Annotated in this window: 21 protein-coding genes; 6 read left to right on the top strand and 15 right to left on the bottom strand. The window is 67.0% G+C overall.

The features are described 5' to 3' along the window. Positions 1 to 112: 112 nt before the first annotated feature. Genes RhoFasB10_RS08815 through RhoFasB10_RS08830 form a run of 4 tightly spaced genes read right to left on the bottom strand, consistent with a single transcriptional unit; the run spans position 113 to position 3,617 of the window. Complete coding sequence (locus RhoFasB10_RS08815; protein ID WP_068428893.1) at positions 113 to 307, bottom strand: DUF3046 domain-containing protein; 195 nt, start codon at positions 305 to 307, stop codon at positions 113 to 115. Positions 308 to 331: 24 nt separating this feature from the next. Continuing rightward, a complete protein-coding gene (locus RhoFasB10_RS08820; protein WP_346764371.1) occupies positions 332 to 1,480 on the bottom strand; it encodes a nucleotide disphospho-sugar-binding domain-containing protein in 1,149 nt (382 codons plus the stop codon). A gap of 29 nt (positions 1,481 to 1,509) precedes the next feature. Beyond that, positions 1,510 to 3,051 (bottom strand): glycerol-3-phosphate dehydrogenase/oxidase, encoded by a 1,542-nt coding sequence (locus RhoFasB10_RS08825; RefSeq protein WP_167676076.1) that lies wholly within the window; start codon positions 3,049 to 3,051, stop codon positions 1,510 to 1,512. Further along, positions 3,048 to 3,617 carry a TetR/AcrR family transcriptional regulator gene (locus RhoFasB10_RS08830; protein ID WP_068429205.1) on the bottom strand — a complete coding sequence of 190 codons (570 nt, stop codon included), beginning with the start codon at positions 3,615 to 3,617 and terminating at the stop codon, positions 3,048 to 3,050. The genes RhoFasB10_RS08825 and RhoFasB10_RS08830 overlap by 4 nt, the downstream gene beginning before the upstream one ends. Before the next feature lie 137 nt (positions 3,618 to 3,754). Here RhoFasB10_RS08830 and RhoFasB10_RS08835 point away from each other — a divergent pair, with 137 nt between their 5' ends. Then, positions 3,755 to 5,377, top strand: a complete 1,623-nt coding sequence (locus RhoFasB10_RS08835; protein WP_068428885.1) for an FAD-binding oxidoreductase — start codon at positions 3,755 to 3,757, stop codon at positions 5,375 to 5,377. Continuing rightward, a complete protein-coding gene (locus RhoFasB10_RS08840; RefSeq protein WP_167676078.1) occupies positions 5,374 to 6,285 on the top strand; it encodes a diacylglycerol kinase in 912 nt (303 codons plus the stop codon). The genes RhoFasB10_RS08835 and RhoFasB10_RS08840 overlap by 4 nt, the downstream gene beginning before the upstream one ends. Here the strand turns inward: RhoFasB10_RS08840 and RhoFasB10_RS08845 are convergent. The 6 genes from RhoFasB10_RS08845 to pgsA form a co-directional block, all read right to left on the bottom strand. Beyond that, positions 6,272 to 6,445, bottom strand: coding sequence for a hypothetical protein (locus tag RhoFasB10_RS08845; protein WP_165839664.1), 174 nt, complete (start codon positions 6,443 to 6,445; stop codon positions 6,272 to 6,274). The genes RhoFasB10_RS08840 and RhoFasB10_RS08845 overlap by 14 nt on opposite strands. 111 nt (positions 6,446 to 6,556) lie before the next feature. Further along, entirely contained in the window at positions 6,557 to 7,348 is a 792-nt protein-coding gene (locus RhoFasB10_RS08850; RefSeq protein ID WP_167676080.1) for a hypothetical protein, read from the bottom strand. Between the two features lie 63 nt (positions 7,349 to 7,411). After that, on the bottom strand, positions 7,412 to 8,221 hold the full coding sequence (gene pspA, locus RhoFasB10_RS08855) for a phage shock protein PspA (RefSeq protein ID WP_068428877.1): 810 nt from the start codon (positions 8,219 to 8,221) through the stop codon (positions 7,412 to 7,414). A 100-nt stretch (positions 8,222 to 8,321) separates the two neighbouring features. Beyond that, positions 8,322 to 8,663 carry a helix-turn-helix transcriptional regulator gene (locus RhoFasB10_RS08860; protein ID WP_114332584.1) on the bottom strand — a complete coding sequence of 114 codons (342 nt, stop codon included), beginning with the start codon at positions 8,661 to 8,663 and terminating at the stop codon, positions 8,322 to 8,324. Between the two features lie 71 nt (positions 8,664 to 8,734). Further along, on the bottom strand, positions 8,735 to 9,235 hold the full coding sequence (locus tag RhoFasB10_RS08865) for a nicotinamide-nucleotide amidohydrolase family protein (protein ID WP_167676082.1): 501 nt from the start codon (positions 9,233 to 9,235) through the stop codon (positions 8,735 to 8,737). After that, positions 9,232 to 9,855: a CDP-diacylglycerol--glycerol-3-phosphate 3-phosphatidyltransferase gene (pgsA, locus tag RhoFasB10_RS08870; protein ID WP_068428868.1), complete on the bottom strand. Its 624-nt coding sequence runs from the start codon at positions 9,853 to 9,855 to the stop codon at positions 9,232 to 9,234. The genes RhoFasB10_RS08865 and pgsA overlap by 4 nt, the downstream gene beginning before the upstream one ends. 212 nt (positions 9,856 to 10,067) lie before the next feature. Between pgsA and RhoFasB10_RS08875 the strand changes: the two genes are divergently transcribed. Beyond that, entirely contained in the window at positions 10,068 to 10,556 is a 489-nt protein-coding gene (locus RhoFasB10_RS08875; protein WP_068429204.1) for an amino-acid N-acetyltransferase, read from the top strand. Between the two features lie 51 nt (positions 10,557 to 10,607). Beyond that, positions 10,608 to 10,889 (top strand): YciI family protein, encoded by a 282-nt coding sequence (locus RhoFasB10_RS08880; RefSeq protein ID WP_167676084.1) that lies wholly within the window; start codon positions 10,608 to 10,610, stop codon positions 10,887 to 10,889. 73 nt (positions 10,890 to 10,962) lie between these two features. On the opposite strand, the gene RhoFasB10_RS08885 is transcribed toward RhoFasB10_RS08880, so the two are convergent. Next, positions 10,963 to 13,650: a DNA translocase FtsK gene (locus RhoFasB10_RS08885; RefSeq protein WP_240930983.1), complete on the bottom strand. Its 2,688-nt coding sequence runs from the start codon at positions 13,648 to 13,650 to the stop codon at positions 10,963 to 10,965. Positions 13,651 to 13,706: 56 nt separating this feature from the next. Continuing rightward, positions 13,707 to 14,327 (bottom strand): TIGR03085 family metal-binding protein, encoded by a 621-nt coding sequence (locus RhoFasB10_RS08890; protein WP_167676086.1) that lies wholly within the window; start codon positions 14,325 to 14,327, stop codon positions 13,707 to 13,709. Between the two features lie 62 nt (positions 14,328 to 14,389). Here RhoFasB10_RS08890 and RhoFasB10_RS08895 point away from each other — a divergent pair, with 62 nt between their 5' ends. Continuing rightward, positions 14,390 to 15,169, top strand: coding sequence for a sulfite exporter TauE/SafE family protein (locus RhoFasB10_RS08895; protein WP_114331174.1), 780 nt, complete (start codon positions 14,390 to 14,392; stop codon positions 15,167 to 15,169). 63 nt (positions 15,170 to 15,232) lie between these two features. On the opposite strand, the gene RhoFasB10_RS08900 is transcribed toward RhoFasB10_RS08895, so the two are convergent. The 3 genes from RhoFasB10_RS08900 to thyX are packed head-to-tail and all read right to left on the bottom strand — an operon-like array spanning position 15,233 to position 18,748. Then, complete coding sequence (locus RhoFasB10_RS08900; protein WP_240930984.1) at positions 15,233 to 17,053, bottom strand: ribonuclease J; 1,821 nt, start codon at positions 17,051 to 17,053, stop codon at positions 15,233 to 15,235. Further along, positions 17,050 to 17,958, bottom strand: coding sequence for a 4-hydroxy-tetrahydrodipicolinate synthase (gene dapA / locus RhoFasB10_RS08905; protein WP_068428848.1), 909 nt, complete (start codon positions 17,956 to 17,958; stop codon positions 17,050 to 17,052). The genes RhoFasB10_RS08900 and dapA overlap by 4 nt, the downstream gene beginning before the upstream one ends. Before the next feature lie 37 nt (positions 17,959 to 17,995). Next, positions 17,996 to 18,748 carry an FAD-dependent thymidylate synthase gene (thyX, locus tag RhoFasB10_RS08910; protein ID WP_068428845.1) on the bottom strand — a complete coding sequence of 251 codons (753 nt, stop codon included), beginning with the start codon at positions 18,746 to 18,748 and terminating at the stop codon, positions 17,996 to 17,998. A gap of 100 nt (positions 18,749 to 18,848) precedes the next feature. On the opposite strand from thyX, the gene RhoFasB10_RS08915 reads away from it, so the two are divergent. Beyond that, entirely contained in the window at positions 18,849 to 19,313 is a 465-nt protein-coding gene (locus tag RhoFasB10_RS08915; protein WP_167676088.1) for a toxin-antitoxin system HicB family antitoxin, read from the top strand. Position 19,314: the final 1 nt, after the last annotated feature.

The following is a 19,314-nucleotide window of genomic DNA, read 5'->3' on the forward strand; positions in this document are numbered from 1 at the left end:
GAGCTAGGCACCGACAGAAAACGTCTCGAACCGCTGCGCACCGAATGACACCAGCATAGGCGAACACGTGTTCGATAGTTCGATTCGGGCTATCGACACGCCGACGGAACTTTCACCAGCGATCGCGCGGCACGTCGAATTCGCTGCACAGGGCACGCCACACGTCGCGTGGATCTACCCCGGCTTCGATCGCTTCGGCCCCGGTCTGCCCGCCCAGGCTCTGGATGACGTGATCGACGAGCATGGAATCTCCCCGAACCTGGCCGAACTCTTCTGTCAGCAACTCACGAAACTCGGTCAGACGCACACGTCAACCGTAACCGACGATGCGTCACCCCAGCGCGCGGTGGCAGACCTCCACGGGGTCCTTCACGTCGGCCGCACCGGCTGCGGCCGCCTCCGCGGCACGTGCGAACGCCGCATCCTCGATCACACGCAGAACCGCGTCGGCCACTGCCTGTGGGCTCGGCGGCCGAACCACGACGGCACTCCCCTGCCGTTCGGCGCGATTGGCGAGCTCCCATTGATCCCCGCCTCCGGGAATCGCGACGACGGGTACTCCGTGGATCAGCGCTTTCGCGAGCATGCCGTGTCCGCCGCCGCAGACGACGACGTCCGCGTGCGTCAGCAGCTCGTCCTGACGCCCCAGGCCCGCGTTGGCCCAGCTCGGTAGATCGGCGGGCGGTTCGTCGAGCATCGACGCGACCACCCGGACGCCACGTCCGGACAGGCCCTCCAGGGTCGCGTCGAGCATGCCGTGCGCGCCGGTGAACGCCGTCGACGGCGCCACCATCACGACGGGACCCGAGCCGTCCGGGACCGACAACGTCTCGGCCGTCGGCTCCCACAACAGCGGGCCGACGACGTGTGCCTCCGCGGGCCAGTCCGGCCTCGGGACCTCGAGTGCGGGGATGGTCGCGATCAGACGTGCAACGGGCCCAGGATCCTCCGCAGGCAGACCCACGCTCTCGCGCGCGACACCGCGCTGCGCCTTGCCGCGCGCGATGGACCGTCCCGTCGCGGACCGCATGAGTGCGTCGCGGATCCTCCCGCGGATACCGGTTCCTGGGGCGAGCCCACTGCCGATGGGCGGCAAGCCCTTCGACGGCGCGTACAAGGGGTGCGGCGCGAGCTCGACCCAGGGAATGCCGAGACGTTCGGCAGCGATACCTCCTCCCGCCGTCAGGATGTCGGACACGACGAGGTCGGGTGCTACGTCCCTGAGATCGGGAAGCAACTCGGTCGAGATGAACGCGGCGCGCGCGTGAATGCGCTGACCCGCATCCATGTCGTCGTCCTCTGGGCGCGGCGCGAGTCCCTTCAGCAAGCGAGTGTCGATGCCGGCCTCGGTGCCCGCAACCAGCCATCGGGACCCGGTGAACAGAACCGGACTGTCGCCCGCCTCGATCAGCCTCAGGCACAGTGCGATCGCCGGAAAAGCATGTCCTGGATCAGGTCCCGCCACCACCGCTACTCGCACGACGCTCAGCGTGCCACACCCGCGGGTTGCTAGTCGTGTTCGGCGAGCACCCGTGTCGCCGCGTCGACCGCCCGTTCGCGATCCGCTTCCACCAAGCCGATTCTCGTCCGTCGATCGAGGAGATCGGCAACGGTGCGGGCTCCTTCGTAGCGCACCGCGAACGCGAGTTCGGCGACGGACACGTCGATTCCGTCCGCGACGGGCGCAGTGCCGTCGGGCATCGTGTCGGCGAGGGCGGCCACGAGCGCAGCCTCCGCACCGTATCGGGTCACGAGCCGCTCCGGGACCGGCTCCGCGATCGGCCCTGCGCCGACCAACGGAATCGACGCGGTCCTGCAGGGACCCGCAGTCAGTCTCGTCGCGGCGACAGCGGCGTCGACGGCATGCTCGGCCATCCTGCGATACGTCGTCAGCTTCCCGCCCACGACACCGATCGGTCCGTCGCCGTCGTCGAGAATCGCATGCCGACGCGAGACGTCGGCAGTGCGCGTAGCGGCCGAATTCCTACCGCCCGAGTCGAGCAACGGCCGAAGACCGGCGAAGGTACCCACGACGTCGAACACCGTCGGTGCGGGATCGACGGCGGTACCCACGACGTCGAGCAGGAACTCGATCTCGTCGTCGGTCGCGCGCGGCTCGTCGGGAATGGGTCCGTCGGTCGCGACGTCCGTCAGTCCCACGTAGACGCGGCCGTGCGGTGCAGGCATCGCGAACACGAACCGGTTCCGCTCCCCCGGAATCGGAATGGTCAACGAACTCGTCATCCCGCCGAACGTGGACGCGTCGAACACGAGATGCGTTCCCCTGCTGGGCCGCAACGAGATTCGTGGATCGACCTGGCCTGCCCACACCCCCGCTGCGTTGACGACGACGCCTGCGCGCACTCGCGTCGACGCGCCGGTGTCCCCGTCCGTCAGCAGCGCCGACGTGCGATCGACCTCCGACGCGGCCACACCCGTCAGGATCGACGCACCGTGCAGCGCGGCCGTCCGCGCGACGGCGACGACGAGACGCGCGTCGTCGACGAGTTGGCCGTCCCACGCCATCAGACCCCCGCGTAACCCGTGTCGCTGCACGATCGGCACCTGCGCCGCGACGGCATCGGCACCGGTGGACCGCGAATTCGGCAGTACTGCAACGGAAGTGCCTGCGGATCGCCGCAGCACGTCACCGGCCAGGAATCCGGCGCGCACGACCGTGGCAGACGACCGCGACACCTCCGGGAGAAGTGGAACGACCTGAGCCAGACGACGAATCAGATGAGGAGCGGTGCGCGTCATCAGAATGCCTCGCTCGACGGCACTCTCGTGTGCGATGGCGACATTGCCCGACGCGAGGTACCGGAGACCACCGTGGACGAGCTTCGAACTCCACCGGCTCGTGCCGAATGCGAGATCGTGCTTGTCCACCAACACGGTTCGAAGTCCGCGCGACGCGGCGTCGAGCGCGATACCCGCTCCCGTGATGCCCCCGCCGACGACGAGTACGTCGACCGACGAGCCGTCGAACAGCGCTGCGAGTTCTCGCCGACGGCGGTCGCCGTCGAGCCGTGTGCTCGCCGCAGGCGTCACTCGACGCGTGGACGTAGGTAGGCGTCGACGGCGTACGCGAATTCGGCGACCAGAACGTCACCGGGAATTCTGTCGGCCACCATCTCGGCGGACTGAACGGCGGATTGGACCATCAACAGCAACACCGTCGCCATGTGGACCGGCTGTCCCTCACGAATGGAACCGTCCCGCTGGCCGCTCTCGAGGATCGGCGCCAGAGCGTCGATGATGAGCGATTGGCTGGTTCCGAGCCGATGCAGGATGTAGGTCGCGAGAATGTCGGGGTCGGATCGAAGGATCTTGACGAACAACGGGTGGAGCCGCACCCGATCGGCGACGACGGACACCGCGGACGCGAGCTGTTCGCGGGCCTCGGCACCGGCCTCGAACGACGGCATCACCGAGCCGATCTCACGCGTGAGAAGACTCGACACCACGGCGCGCGTGTCCGCCCAACGCCGGTAGACGGTAGGCCGACTGACCTTTGCGCGGCGTGCGATCTCGGCCAAAGTGGTTCGCCGGACACCGAATTCGAGAATGCACGAGCGCGCGGCGTCGAGCACTTGATCGTCGACGGTCTGCGTCACTTCGGTCCTCGGCGCTTCGGTTGCGACACTCTGGACGACGGACGGCTCGACCACCACTACACCCCGTTCGCAGAAGACATCGGAGCAACTCGCGCTTGCCGAGTTACAAACACCTATGCTGTGTAACACTATAGATCATGCGCGAACAACCCTCGGTGGAGCGGCCCGCATCGCGCGCGCCGATGATGGCGTGGGACGCGTGGGGGTTGCGCGAGCACCACACACCGCTGCCTGCGCGTACGCGCTCCGTCCTGCGTACCGTCCTCGGGCTCGACGCACCGGAATCCGCGCACCGGAACGCCTCCGACGTCCGACTGACCTCGAGCGCACTGACCCACGACGCGCGGCGTGCGCTGGAAGAGATCGTCGGCGAGAACCACGTGGCGACGGGCGACGCGGTGCGGCTGTTGCATCTCGGCGGCAAGAGCACGATCGATCTGCTGAACCGACGCAGTCCCGACGCACAGTCCGCGCCCGACGCCGTCGTCTTCCCTGCCGACGCTCGTCAGGTCGAAGCGATCTTGAGATTCTGCAGCGACGCCTCGATCGCGGTGGTCCCGTTCGGCGGTGGCACGAGCGTCGTCGGCGGTCTCGATCCGGTACGTGACTGGTTCGACGCCGTCGTGGCAGTCAGCACCCGACGGATGTGTGCGCTGACGGATCTCGACCTGGATTCGAGAACCGCTGTACTCCAGGCGGGTGTGACCGGCCCCGAGGCCGAAGAACTGTTGGGCCGACACGGCCTCACACTCGGGCATTTCCCACAGTCCTTCCAGTACGCCACCATCGGCGGGTTCGCCGCGACGCGGTCGTCGGGACAAGCGTCGGCGGGATACGGTCGATTCGACGACATGGTCGAGTCGCTCACCGTCGTGACGCCGACCGGTGTCGCCCGGCCGGGCCGAGCACCTGCGTCGGCTGCCGGACCGGACCTGCGCCAGGTGTTTCTCGGATCCGAAGGCACGCTCGGCATCATCACCGACGTCACCGTCCGGGTGCGTGAGGCCCCCGAGACCACGGCGTACCGCGCATGGCGATTCCCCGACTTCGCCGCGGGCGCGGAGGCGTTCCGCATCATCGCAGACCTCCCCGGTCGGCCGACGGTCATGCGACTGTCCGACGAGGCCGAAACCGGCATCAACGCAGCGCTGTCCGGTCACGACGATGCACCCCAGGGCGGCTGCCTCGCGATCATGACCTTCGACGGAACTGCCTCCGACGTCGCACGCCGGGTTGCCGACGTCGACGACGTGCTCGAGCGCTCCGGCGGGTCCTCGGTCGACGAGGGTGCGGCACGGGCTTGGGAACGCGGCCGCTTCGATGCGCCGTACCTCCGCGATTCGCTGCTGGACGTGGGCGCTCTCGCAGAGACGCTGGAAACGGCGGCACGGTGGTCGTCGCTGAATTCCGTCCGAACGGCCGTCGCGAGTGCGCTCGTCGAATCCCTCGGTGCCGCAGGGACTCCGGCCGTCGTCATGTGTCACATCTCGCACGTCTACGCGACCGGCGCATCGCTGTACTTCACCGTCGTCTGCGCTGCGGCAGCCGACCCCATCACTCAGTGGACAGGCGCGAAAGCCGCCGCGACCGACGCGATGGTGGGGTCGGGCGCAACCGTCACTCACCACCACGGCGTCGGCAGCGACCACCGCGCGTGGATGCCGCAGGAAGTCGGTGCAGTCGGCGCCGCGATCCTTCGTTCGATCAAGTCCGCGGTCGATCCCGCAGGAATTCTGAATCCTGGCAAGCTGATCCCATGACTCGATCGGTCACGGTCCTGACCAACCCCGTTGCGGGGAACGGCCGTGCGCCCGCCATCACCGAGGCCGTCACCACGCGGCTACGGGAGCGAGGTCTGGATGTCACGACGGTGGTGGGCCGCACCCCCGGCGACGCACTCGACGCGACCCGGCGCATCGTCCGCACCGGGTCCGACACCGTCGTGGTCGTCGGCGGTGACGGCATGGTCAATCTCGCCCTGCAGGCCGTCGCCACCACGTCGACGGCACTCGCGGTGGTGCCTGCGGGCACCGGTAACGATCTTGCGCGGTTGCTCGGTGTGCCGCACGGCGATCCGGCCGCTGCCGCGGACATCGTCGCACGCAATTCTCGGCGCACGATGGACCTCGGCCGAGCCGACAATCGATGGTTTGCGACGGTACTGTCCAGCGGATTCGACAGCCTCGTCACCGAGCGCGCCAACCGGCTCCGATGGCCGCGGGGTCCGCTGCGCTACAACCTCGCGATGGTGCTCGAACTGACGAAGCTGCGCCCCATCCCGTATTCGATCGAACTCGACGACGTGACACTCGATCTCGAGGCGACGCTGGTGACCGTGGGCAACGGACCCACGTACGGTGGCGGAATGGCGATCTGCCCCGACGCCCGCGTCGACGACGGCCTGCTGGACGTCACCGTGGTCCGCGCGAGTTCGCGGACACGTCTCGTGCGACTGTCCCCCACGCTGTACAAGGGAACGCACGTCGAGCTTCCCGAGGTCGACGTGCACCGCTCGTCTCACGTGAGATTGACGGCGCCGGGGATGGTCGCTTATGCCGATGGCGAACGGTTTCCGCCACTTCCGGTCCGCATCGGAGCGGTCCCGCGAGCGGTGACGGTGCTCGTCGGCGAGACGTCACCGCTGCACGGCAGTGCTACAGCTTCGTGAGGTCGCGGTTCTCGGCCGAGCCGATGGCCTTGACGAGCCAGTAGATTCCGAACGCGATCGCGGCCGCGACGGCCACCCAGAACAGACCCTTGACGACTGCTCCCAGGACGGCGAACGCGATCCAGACCAGGACGATGATTCCGAGGATTTTCCAGAGCATGGCTTTCCCTTCTTCGTGTGTCGAGATCGATCCTCACACGGTGAAAGCGGGAAATCACCAGGTCAGCAGCGAGTTCAGGGAAAGATGGGGGAACACCCTGAGGCCGTTCGCCTAGGGGTGACGACGCCGGATCTCGGCGAGTTCGGCCAGGGCAGTCGCCCATCCGTCGAGCCGATCGGTCGCCGACGTCAGCTCCGCGCGCTGCATGTCGATTGTGCTCGACGGTAACTGCGCGGGCGCCGTCAACCGTGCAGCAGCGGCGACGAGTTCCTCGAACTGATCGACGCCGCGATCCAGCTGGTCCGCGGCGTCCCGAATCGTCGGCGCGAGATGCTCGGCCGCTGCACTGTTCGACGCGGCCGCGCGTTCCATCGACACGACGTCGGCCGACATCGCCGTGAGTGCGTTCGCCGCTGATGTGGCGACATCCGTCGTCTCCGCCAGTTCGACCGGGTCGACGGACTCGGAACGCGCGAGTATGCCGGTGAGCTCGTACAGACTCCGCTGGGCACCGGTGAGACGTTTCATGGGCATGTGAGCCGCCGACGAGCGGTCCGGCAACGTGGCACGACCGGGCCGCGCAGGAGGCAGCGGCTGCGCTTTCAGCGTGCGATAGTGACCTATCGCCAACACCGCCGGGACTGCGAGCACCAGGGCACTGCCACCGGTGGCGACCATCGTCCACTCGGGCATCGACGTCACCGCGAGCCCCGCCGTCGACACGGCCGACACTCCCGACGCGCCGCCGAACCACGACCCACGACGACGGGCACGCCGAATTCGACGAATATGCTTCTGGCGCGGGTCGTTCCATCGGCTGGCGGCGTCGACGAGCGATTCGCCCATCCTGCGCGCCGAACTCGCGGCGCCGCGCACGCGGGGCACCGTCTGCGAAACGGGCATGGCCGACCACTGTCGTGGTCGGCCATGATCCTGGCTGTTCATCGTCCGAGAAATCTGTCCGCGTCAGTTCTGAACGGGAGGTTCCGGCGTGGTGTTCGGCTTGGCAATCGACGGCTTCTGCGCGGCCGTGTTGCCCGACGGCAGCGAGTCGCCCGCCATCGAGGCACGGATCTGCTCGAGCCTGCTGTGTCCTGCCATCTGCACCGACGCCTGCTGAACTTCCATCATGCGGCCGGACACCGAGTTCTGAGCCAGCTCGGCCGAACCGAGCGCGTCCGCGTAACGACGTTCGATCTTGTCGCGCACTGCGTCGAGGCTCGGCGTGTTTCCGGGGGCAGCCAGCGTGCTGTCCATCGACCGCAGCGACTCGCTGACCTTCTCCTGCATCTTCGCCTGCTCGAGCTGGCTGAGCAGCTTGGTGCGCTCGGCGACCTTCGCCTGCAACGCCATGGCGTTCTGCTCGACTGCCTTCTTGGCCTGCGACGCCGCCTGCAACGACTGGTCGTGGAGCACCTTCAGGTCCTCGACACCCTGCTCTGCCGTGACCAGCTGAGCGGCGAACGCCTCGGCCGCGTTGGTGTACTGCGTCGCCTTCTCGGTGTCACCCGCGGCAGCTGCCTGGTCCGCCAACGTGACGGCCTGACGCGCGTTCGCATTCAGCTTCTCGACCTCGTCGAGTTGACGGCTCAGCTTCATCTCCAGCTGACGCTGGTTGCCGATCACCGAGGCGGCCTGCTGGGACAGCGCCTGATGCTGCCGCTGCGCGTCCTCGATTGCCTGCTGAATCTGAACCTTGGGGTCGGCCTTCTCGTCGATCTTGGAATTGAAGAGCGCCATCATGTACTTCCAGGCCTTGACGAAAGGATTAGCCATGGGTTGATCCTGCCTCCATCTCAGGGCGCCGCGTCAGACGCGTGTGGGTCGATGCTGGTGTCGTGCGAACTGCAAGTTTCACACTAGCGCCGATGACGAATCAGGCGGCAGCAAGTGCGCGTGCAGGGGCTGGAATGACCACTCGGGTGTCTCCGGCGATACGCGGCGACTGCTCGGCGGCGTCGACAGTGGGCTTCTCGGCTGCAGTCGACTCGGACATGCTCTCGCTGACGTCGTTCAGGACGTCGGACAGCGGAACCGCCAGAGCTTCGCAGATCGCGTTCAGGAGCTCACTCGAAGCCTCCTTGCGTCCACGTTCGACCTCGGACAGGTATCCGAGGCTGACGCGGGCGGTGTTCGAGACCTCGCGCAACGTGCGACTCTGCGCAACGCGAGTGCGCCGCAGACTGTCGCCGAGTGCTTCACGCAATAGCAGCGCCATCTCGCTCCTCCTCAGAGTCTGTGAACCGTCGTAAGCTACAACGCTCGACGCGGTCCGATTGGTTCCCGACCCTATACGTCCGTACGGCTCAGCACGCGTCGGAGCAGTTCCGACACGGCTTCACGGACTGTATCCCGTCGGATCGTCCAGCGGTCGCCCGACAGTCGGAGTTCGTTCACGTCGGTGCCGTCGGGGCCCGCGATACCGACGAAGACCGTGCCCACGGGATGCCCGTCCTGTGAATCGGGTCCCGCGACTCCGGTGAGTCCGACGCCCCAGTCGGCCGAGCAGGTTCGGCGGGCACCGTCCGCGAGGGAGGCGGCCGTGGTGGCCGCGACCGGGCCGTCGGTATCCAGCACGTCGCGATCGACGCCGGCCAGCGTCGACTTCAGATCGGTGGCGTAGACGACCAGTCCGCCGCGCAACACCGCGCTCGCGCCGGGGACGCCTGCCACGGTTGCGGCCAGCAGGCCCGCCGTCAGCGACTCGGCGGTCGCGACGGTCTGGCCGCGACGCGTCAGCTCGGCGACGAGCCGGTCCACCCCGATTCCGTCCACGAGCGGATCCGTCACGACGACGACACTCCACGCCGCAGACGGACGGCCTGTACGACGTAGTCGAGACCGGTGTAGACCGTCAGGAAGACCGCGAGTCCCATCAGCGTCACCGATGCGAAGCGAACTTCGTCCGGCAGCGGGGCGAGATACATGCCGATCGCGAAGCTCTGCACGAGAGTCTTGACCTTGCCGCCGCGACCCGCGGGAATGACGCCGTGCCGGATGACGGCGAAGCGCACCAGGGTGATGCCCACCTCGCGTACCGCGATGACGACGGTGACCCACCACGGCAGGTCACCCAGTATCGACAATCCGATCAGTGCCGCACCGATGAGCGCTTTGTCGGCTATCGGGTCGGCCATCTTGCCGAAGTCGGTGACGAGACCGTACTTCCGGGCAAGCTGGCCGTCGATTCTGTCGGTGATGGCCGCCGCCGCGAACACGACTGTCGCGCCGATGCGCCACGTCGTGTCGTGGCCGCCGTCGGCGAACAGGACGACGAGAAACACGGGTACGAGCGCTATACGGAGGACCGTGAGCACGTTGGCTATGTTGACGACCGGTACGGGGTCGGAACTTCCTGTCGTGGAATTGCCGTGTGGCAATCGAGAGCTGGGAACGACGGGTTCGGTCATACTGCCCCGCCCCCGCGCGAGCTCGGTCGACAACGATGTCCTTGCCGCAGGGGAAGCTCTTCGGTGACGGACACACGGAAAGAATATCGGTTGGGGCGTTGACTACTGTTCACCACATGACTTCTGCGCCGAACCGGGCGAGTCGACTGGGCGTCGACGCGACCGAAGAACCAGCACCTACCGACGTCGCCCGGCCACACGGCGGCGACGAACTGCAGGTTCGACGCGCGCGCACGTCCGACATCCCCGAGATCAAGCGGCTGATCGACATCTACGCGGGCAAGATCCTGCTGGAGAAGAACCTCGTCACGCTGTACGAGGCGGTGCAGGAGTTCTGGGTCGCCGAGCGAGCGGGCACGGTCATCGGCTGCGGCGCGCTGCACGTCCTGTGGGCGGATCTGGGCGAGGTGCGCACCGTCGCGGTCGATCCGTCGGCCAAGGGTCACGGCGCGGGCCACCTCATCGTCGAGAAGCTGATCAGCGTTGCGCGCGAGTTGTCGCTCGGCCGCCTATTCGTACTCACCTTCGAGGTCGACTTCTTCGCACGCCACGGATTCGCCGAGATCGACGGCACCCCGGTCACCGCCGAGGTGTACGCCGAGATGTGCCGGTCCTACGACACCGGCGTCGCCGAGTTCCTGGATCTGAGCTACGTGAAGCCCAACACACTCGGCAATACCCGGATGCTGCTGTCGCTCTGACAGGATTCGTGCTGTCCCTTTCTCATTGCTCGAACGAAGGAATCAAGTTCCATGGCGTTGTTCTCCGTTGTCTACACGTACTCGCCCAGCACCACCGACGGGCGTGACACGCACCGTGCGACGCACCGCGAATGGCTGAGGGACCTGCTGGAGAAGAAGACCCTCGTGTCCAGCGGCCCGTTCGCCGACGGCAGCGGCGCCCTCATCATCGTCGAAGGCACCGACCAGGAGTCCGTGGTCGAGCTGTTCGCTCAGGACCCGTTCCAGGTCGAGAATCTCGTCGAGGCGTCCGTCGTCACCGAATGGACCCCTGTGATGGGCGCGTTCGCTTAAGTGCCGCTGCGCGGCCCGTGCGTGGTTGGTTGGCCCAGGGTCGTACCAACCGCGCACGGGCACCGCAGGCGCATCACTCCTCGGCAGGCGCCTCGTCCGGATCGCCGCCCTTGATCGACCAGAGCAGACCGTCGAGCTCCTCCGGCTTGACGAGCACCTCGCGGGCCTTGGAGCCTTCGCTCGGCCCGACCACTCCCCGGTTCTCCATGAGATCCATCAGCCTGCCCGCTTTCGCGAATCCGACGCGGAGCTTGCGCTGCAGCATCGACGTCGAACCGAACTGACTCGTCACGACGAGCTCCACCGCCTGCAGCAGCACGTCGAGGTCGTCGCCGATGTCCGGATCGACGTCCTTCTTGTCCGACGCCTTGGCCGCGGTGACGGTCTCGTTGTATTCCGGCTCCGCCTGGTTCTTCGCGAAGTCGACGACAGCGCTGATTTCCTCGTCGGTGATGAACGCACCCTGCAGACGCGTCGGCTTTCCCGCACCCATCGGCAGGAACAGGGCGTCGCCCATTCCGATGAGCTTCTCTGCGCCCGGCTGATCGAGAATGACGCGCGAGTCCGTGAGCGACGACGTCGCGAACGCGAGTCGTGACGGCACATTCGTCTTGATCAGACCGGTGACGACGTCGACGGACGGTCGCTGCGTGGCCAGCACGAGGTGGATACCGGCCGCACGCGCCTTCTGAGTGATGCGGACGATCGCGTCCTCGACGTCGCGGGGCGCGGTCATCATCAGGTCGGCGAGCTCGTCGACGATCGCCAGTATGTACGGGTACGGCCGATACACGCGCTCGCTACCGAGCGGCGCCGTGATCTCGCCCGACTTGACCTTCTTGTTGAAGTCGTCGATGTGCCGGACCTTGTTGACCTGCATGTCCTGGTAGCGCTGTTCCATCTCCTCGACCAACCAGGCGAGCGCCGCCGCTGCCTTCTTCGGCTGCGTGATGATCGGGGTGATGAGGTGCGGGATTCCTTCGTACGGCGTCAACTCGACCATCTTCGGGTCGATCAGGATCATCCGCACTTCCTCGGGCGTCGCGCGTGCGAGCAGCGAGACGAGCATCGAGTTCACGAAGCTCGACTTACCCGAACCGGTGGAGCCGGCGACGAGGAGGTGCGGCATCTTCGCGAGGTTCGCGCTGACGAAGTCGCCCTCGATGTCCTTGCCGAGCCCGATCACCAGCGGGTGGTGATCCTTGCGCGTCGACGGCGCGGTCAGCACGTCGGCGAGACGCACCATCTCACGGTCCGAGTTGGGCACCTCGATGCCGACGGCGGACTTGCCCGGGATCGGCGCGAGGAGACGCACGTTGTCGGTGGCCACTGCATACGCGATGTTGCGATGCAGCGCGGTGATCTTCTCGACCTTCACACCGGGACCGAGCTCGACCTCGTACCGGGTGACCGTCGGGCCTCGGGTGAAGCCGGTGACCGCGGCGTCGATCTTGAACTGCTCGAGTACCTCGGAGATGGCCTCGATCATCGCGTCGTTGGCCTGGCTGCGCGTCTTGGGCGGATCCCCGTCGATCAGCAGCGACAGCGACGGCAGTGTGTAGTCGCCGTCCACGACGCGATCGACGACGATCTTGTCCTCGTCGGACGTCGGCTTCGGTTCGGTCGCCTTGACGACGGGCTTCGGCTTCGGACGGGAAGGCGCGTCAGCAGCAGGTGCCGCGACGGGTTCCGGCGTGGGTTCGGGTCCCGGCGGGATGACCTCGGTCGGCGCCTCGGGCGGCGGCGTTCGACGCGACCGCGGGCGCTTGACCGGGACGTATTCCTCGGTCGGATAGTTTTCGGCGGGAGTGGAGCCTGTGGAACGACTGAGGCTGTACGGATCGGCACCGTCGACGGGATAGCCGTCGAAAGCGCTGTCGTCGTAACCGCCGTAGCCGTCGTCGAATTCGGACCCGAAATCGGCGGGGTCGTAGTCGCCGTACTCGTCGCCCCGGCTGTCGGTGCCGAAGAGCGACCGCATCCGATCCGGGACGTCACGGACCGTCGTTCCGGTCAGCAGGAGTACGCCGAACAGCCCGGCGAGGAGCAGCAGCGGAACGGCGAGCCAGACCGTGACACCGTCGGCCAGCGGGCCGCCTGCGACGTAGCCGAAGAAGCCGCCGCTCGTCGCGCGGCCCGCAGAATCCGCGGGCGATCCTGCGGCCAGGTGCCACATTCCGAGAACCGGCAGAGCTACCAGAATCGAACCGAGAACCAGCCGGGGGCGAATCTCGGGGTTCGGCTCGGACCGCATCAGTACGACGGCGAGCGCCACGCCGAGTACCGGCACGATGTACCCGGCGTCGCCGACGAGGGCGCGTACCGCGATTTCGATCCACTCACCGACGGGGCCGCCTGCGCTGACCCAGACGGCTGCTGCGACGACGACGCTGACGGCGATCAACCCGAGGGCAATGCCGTCGCGGCGGTGACCGTGCTCGATGTCCTTGGCCTTGCTGACCGTCCGTGTCGTCGCGCCGACGCCCTTGGCTGCCATCGACCAGGTCGACGAGATGCCGCGGCCAACCGCGTTCAGCGCACCCCCGCCGGACTTCTTCTTGGCGGGCCTGCGCGCGGCCGGCGTGCGCGTGGTGGCTTTCGCCGGGCTGGATTTACGCGGTGCCGTCGCTTTGCGTGGTGTCGACACCGTCCGCGTCGTTCGTCCTCCGGAGGACTTCCGCGATCCCCCCGAAGCACGCGACGTCGTCGAATCCCCGGCACCGCCGGCTCGCGAACTTCGAGTGCTGGTCTTTCCTGCCATGCCCTCAGGCTAGTCGCAAGAGCACCTTCGAAACCATCCGCAACACGAGCAACAGGCTAGAAGCTGCGGTCGAGTTTCCGGACAGCGTCGACGTCGGCGGCGTCGCCGTCGGCCTCGATCACGACTTCGGAGCGGCCGAACGCGTCCAACAGCAGCTCCGACGGCGACCCGATCAGGACGACGGATCGATCGCCCTTGCTCACCGTCGCAGTCCGGCCGTCAGGCGTGCGAAGGATCACGCCGACGCCTGCCCCGCGGTACGCGAGGCGTCCGATCTTCGACGCGATCGACCACAGCTTGTTCTCCATCGCCTCCGACAGCACGCGCGGCTCCCATCCCGGCCGAGCGCGTCGCAGGTCTTCGTGGTGCACGAACATCTCGCCGACGTTGATCACGGGATCGAGCACCTTGAAGGGCGACCAGACCGGGGGTCCCGACGCGACCACGGCCACCAGTTCCGGAAACGGCTGTCGCGCCACGCCCTTCTGGACCCGTTCGGTGTAGCCGGCGAGGAAGGGCACCAGAATTCCCGGCGCCGCGTCGAGACGCCGTTCTCGAACGACGAGGTGCGCGGCGAGATCGCGTGCGGTCCACTCTCCGCACAGCGTCGGCGCGGACTCCCCCACCGCGGTCAGAGTCGAGACGAGTTCAGCGCGTTCGTGTTGTGCGAGGCTCACACCGATACACCGTACGTGCCCCGTCGGCGATGCGCCGCAGGACGAGCCGTAATCTCGGGCCGGTGCCGATCTCCGAAATTGTGATCATCCTCGTTGCAGGACTCGGTGCCGGAGCCATCAACGCCGTCGTCGGCTCGGGAACGCTGATCACGTTCCCCACGCTCGTCGCGTTCGGCTATCCGCCTGTCGTGGCGACGATGTCCAACGCCGTCGGACTCGTGGCGGGAGGCGTGTCCGGCACGTGGGGATACCGCCGCGAACTGCGCGGCCAGTGGAACCGACTGCGGTGGCAGATTCCTGCGTCGTTCCTCGGAGCTCTGCTCGGTTCGTGGTTGCTGCTGCACCTTCCGGAAACCGTGTTCGCTGCAGTCGTTCCCGTGCTGCTCGTCGGGGCACTGATCCTGGTCGTGGCGCAGCCTCGGATTCAAGCCTGGGCGCGATCACGGTCGGAGGCCGCGGGCAAGGCAGCCGACCACGTCGGCCGAGGGCATCTCGTGATGCTGACGATCGGAACCTTCCTCGTCGGCATCTACGGCGGTTATTTCACTGCGGCGCAGGGGATTTTGTTGATCGGCGTGATGGGAGCGCTGCTACCGGAGTCGATCCAGCGCATGAACGCGGCGAAGAACCTGCTGTCGCTGATCGTCAACATCGTCGCGGCCATCGCGTACACGATCGTCGCGTTCGACCGGATCAGCTGGGCCGCAGCGGGATTGATCGCCGTCGGCTCTCTGGTCGGTGGGTCGATCGGCGCTCGCTACGGACGGCGCTTGTCCCCCACCGCACTTCGTGCGACCATCGTCGCGCTCGGCATCATCGGCCTGTGGCGGTTGTTGGCCTGAACGACCGATGCGTGCGTAGTCGGTCCGGAGACCGACTACGCACGCACGGATACTGCAGGAGCGTTATCCCACTTCCATGACCGTCGGGACGATCATCGGCTTGCGGCGATACTTCTCCGCCACCCACCGACCGACGACGCGTCGCACGGCTTGCGCGATGCGGTGCGTGTCGGTGACGCCGTCGGATGCGAGGCGCTGCAGCTCGGCTTCGACGAGCTGGCCGGCTTCCTTGAGCGCAGCCGGGTCGTCGGAGAATCCGCGGCCCGACACCTCGGGAGCTGCGACTGCTCGTCCGGTCGTCGAATCGACGGCGACGGTGATCGCGATGAAGCCGCCCTCGCCGAGAATCAGGCGGTCCGACAGCGTGGAGTCGCCGACGTCGCCGACCGACAGACCGTCGACGTAGACGTGGCCGACCGGTACCTGGCCGACGATGCGCGCGAGACCGTCGACCATGTCGACGACGACGCCGTCCTCGGCGAGCACGACGCGATCCTCGGCCACACCGGTGGCCTTCGCGAGCGCGGCGTTGGCGCGCAGGTGGCGCCACTCGCCGTGCACCGGCATGGCGTTGGTCGGACGCACCGCGTTGTACAGGTACAGCAGCTCACCGGCGGATGCATGTCCGGAGACGTGCACCTTGGCGTTCTGCTGCGTCACGACGGTGGCGCCCCGCTTCGCGAGACCGTTGACGACGGCGAAGACGGAGTTCTCGTTGCCCGGAATCAGCGACGACGCCAGCACGACGAGATCGTTGGCCTTGACGTTGATCTGGCGGTGCTCACCGCGAGCCATGCGCGACAGCGCGGACAGCGGTTCGCCCTGAGATCCGGTGGAGATCAACACGAGTCGGTCGTCCGGCAGCGTCGCGGCGACGTCGACGTTCACCTCGAGACCGTCCGGAACCCGGAGGTAGCCGAGGTCCTGAGCGATCTGCATGTTGCGAACCATCGACCGGCCGACGAATGCGACGCGGCGGTTGTAGCGCTCGGCGACGTCGATGACCTGCTGAATGCGGTGCACGTGGCTGGCGAACGACGCGACGATGACGCGTTGCTTGGCCTTGCCGATGACGGTGTCGAGGACACCGCCGATCTCACGCTCGGGAGTGACGAATCCGGGAACCTCCGCGTTGGTCGAGTCCACGAGGAACAGGTCGACGCCCTCGTCACCGAGCCGCGAGAAGCCTGCCAGGTCGGTCAGTCGGCCGTCGAGGGGCAGCTGGTCGAGCTTGATGTCACCGGTGTGCAATGCGAGGCCCGCGTCGGTACGGATCGCGATGGCCAACGCGTCGGGAATCGAGTGGTTGACGGCGAAATATTCGCACTCGAACGGCCCGTGGGTCGTCTTCTCCCCCTCGGTGACCTCGACGAGATTGGGGCGCAGCCGATGCTCACGGCATTTCGCGGCGACCAGCGCGAGCGTGAACTTCGAGCCGACGACTGGAACATCGGGACGCAGACGCAGCAGGAACGGCACCGCGCCGATGTGGTCCTCGTGGCCGTGGGTCAGCACGACGGCTTCGACGTCGGCCATACGGTTCTCGATGTGCCGGAAGTCCGGGAGAATCAGGTCGACGCCGGGCTGCTGGTCCTCCGGGAACAGGACGCCGCAGTCGACGATCAGCAACTTGCCCTGGTGCTCGAACACCGTCATGTTGCGGCCGATCTCGCCGATGCCGCCGAGCGCGACGACACGCAGGCCCTTGAACGGTGCCTTCGGCGGCGTCCCGAGACGCTCGGTGGGGTCTATCTCGCGACGGTTGTCCGGTCGCTGCGTCCGTGCCGAGTTCTGCACGACGGGTCGTGATTGCTGGGCGGGACGTGAAGTGGGCGGTCCTGCGCTTCGAGTTGCGCGGCCGCGTGATCGTGCTGGTCTGCTCATACAAGTACTCCTGCTGCCCGCAGATCTGCTGCGAGCAATTCGATGTGTTCGATGCTCGGCGGCACCTGGGGAAGTCGTGGTTCACCGACGTCGAGGCCGATGAGACGCAGTCCGGCCTTGGCCGCGCTGACGCCACCGAGGCGTGCGACGGACTTGATGACCGGGATGAGGCTGACGTTGATCGCCTGTGCGCGGGCGATGTCGCCCATCATGAACGCGGTGTGCAATTCGCGTAGGCGAGCGGGAACGAGGTGTCCGATGACGCTGACGAAGCCGGTGGCACCGACCGACAGCCACGGAAGGTTCAACGGGTCGTCTCCGGAGAAGAACTGCAGGCCGGTCGACGCGATCAGCTCGGCGCCCGCGTTGAGGTCGCCCTTGGCGTCCTTCACCGCGAGAATGCGGGGATGGTCGGCGAGACGACGCAGAGTCTCCGTTTCGATCGGGACGACCGAGCGCGGAGGGATGTCGTACAGCATCACCGGTAGGTCGGTCGCGTCGGCGACGGCGGTGAAGTGCGCGTAGATGCCCGACTGAGGCGGACGCGAGTAGTACGGGGTGACCACGAGGAGGCCGTGCGCGCCTGCGCGGGCTGCGTCACGAGCCAGTTCGACGCTGTGCGCGGTGTCGTTGCTGCCGGCACCTGCGATGATCCGAGCGCGGTGGCCGACGGCGGCGATGACAGCACGCATGAGATCGAGCTTCTCGTTCTCGGTGGTGGTGGGAGACTCGCCGGTCGTACCTGCCAGCACGAGACCGTCGTGGCCCTGCTCGACGAGGTGATGCGCAAGACGCACGCCCGCGTCGATGTCCAGCTTTCCGTCGGCCGAGAACGGGGTCACCATAGCGGTGAGCACCGTGCCGAACGGAGACTGGATGGGCGGAGCGGCATCACCGTATGTCATGGTCGGAAAGGTTACCCGGTGGTCTCGACCGCTTCGATCAGACCTCGGTGACGAACGGACTGTGCGCCACCTCCGAGCCGTCGGCGAGGACCGAGATCTCGAAGTCGCCGAAGACGTCCGGCGCTACCGTCGCCAGCTGACGCAGACACGCGACGGCGACGCGTCGAATCTCGACGTCGGCATGCTCGGACGCGCGCATCGACACGAAGTGACGCCACGCCCGGTAGTTTCCGGTGACGACCACCCGGGTCTCGGTGGCGTTGGGCAACACGGACCGAGCCGCCTGACGCGCCTGCTTGTTGCGCATCGCCGCACCGGTGACGCCCTCGAGCTTGTGCTCCAGCGCTGCGAGCAGTTCGGCATAGGCCTCGCGGGAGGCGTCGGTCGCGGACGTGAACAGCGCTTCGAGCTCGGGATCGCCTTCGATCGCGGGGGGCACGATGACGTTCGCGTCGCGCTCGTTGACGAACCGCTGCGACAGCTGCGAGTACGAGAAGTGGCGGTGACGGATGAGCTCGTGGGTGCACGAGCGCGAGATGCCGGTGATGTAGAAGCTCACGGACGCGTGCTCGAGCACCGACAGATGCCCGACGTCCAGAAGGTGCTGGAGATACGACGCGTTCGTCGCCGTCCGCGGGTTCGGCTTGGACCAGCTCTGATAGCAGGCGCGCCCGGCGAATTCGATCAGCGCTTGTCCGCCGTCGGCGTCGGTCTCCCACGGGATGTCCTCGGGCTGGACGAAATCGGTCTTCGCCACCAATTGAACCTTCAGCGAAACCGTCTTCGACACCGCGTCCCTTCCGCCCCTGCTGCTGAAATATCAGTGCGACTGTAGTCGTACGCCAGTGTGACGCCTTGCATGACGTCACTTTTGACGTCACACTGGCGTCATGGAACTCGATTCGTACACCGCGTCGTTGCGTGCCGACCTCCTTGCCGCGGCTGCCCTCGGCGACGAACGGACACGACAGACCGCCGACGCCCTCGGGTCTGCAGCTCAGGCGTCGGCCAGGTTGATGTTGCTGCAGGCCCTGTCCGATTTCGCCGAGGAGATCTCGTCGCAGATCGACGGCCACTCGGTGCACCTGCGTCTGACCGGGAACGAGGCCGTAGCCGATGTCACCCGTGACGTCGATCCGGCCGAGACCGAGGCGACGACACCCGAGCCCGAGGACTATCCGACGATGGAGGACGTCACCGGCGAAATGCGACGCGTCACGCTGCGCATGGTCGAGCACGTGAAGGAACGGGCCGAGGAGGCCGCGTCGATGAACGGGGTGTCCCTCAATTCGTGGCTGTCGCAAGCGGTTCAGGGCGCGCTGCGCGACCAGATGCGCAAGGAACGCCCGTACTGAT

Source organism: Rhodococcus sp. B10 (assembly GCF_011770055.1).
GTDB classification, from domain to species: Bacteria; Actinomycetota; Actinomycetes; order Mycobacteriales; family Mycobacteriaceae; genus Rhodococcoides; species Rhodococcoides kyotonensis_B.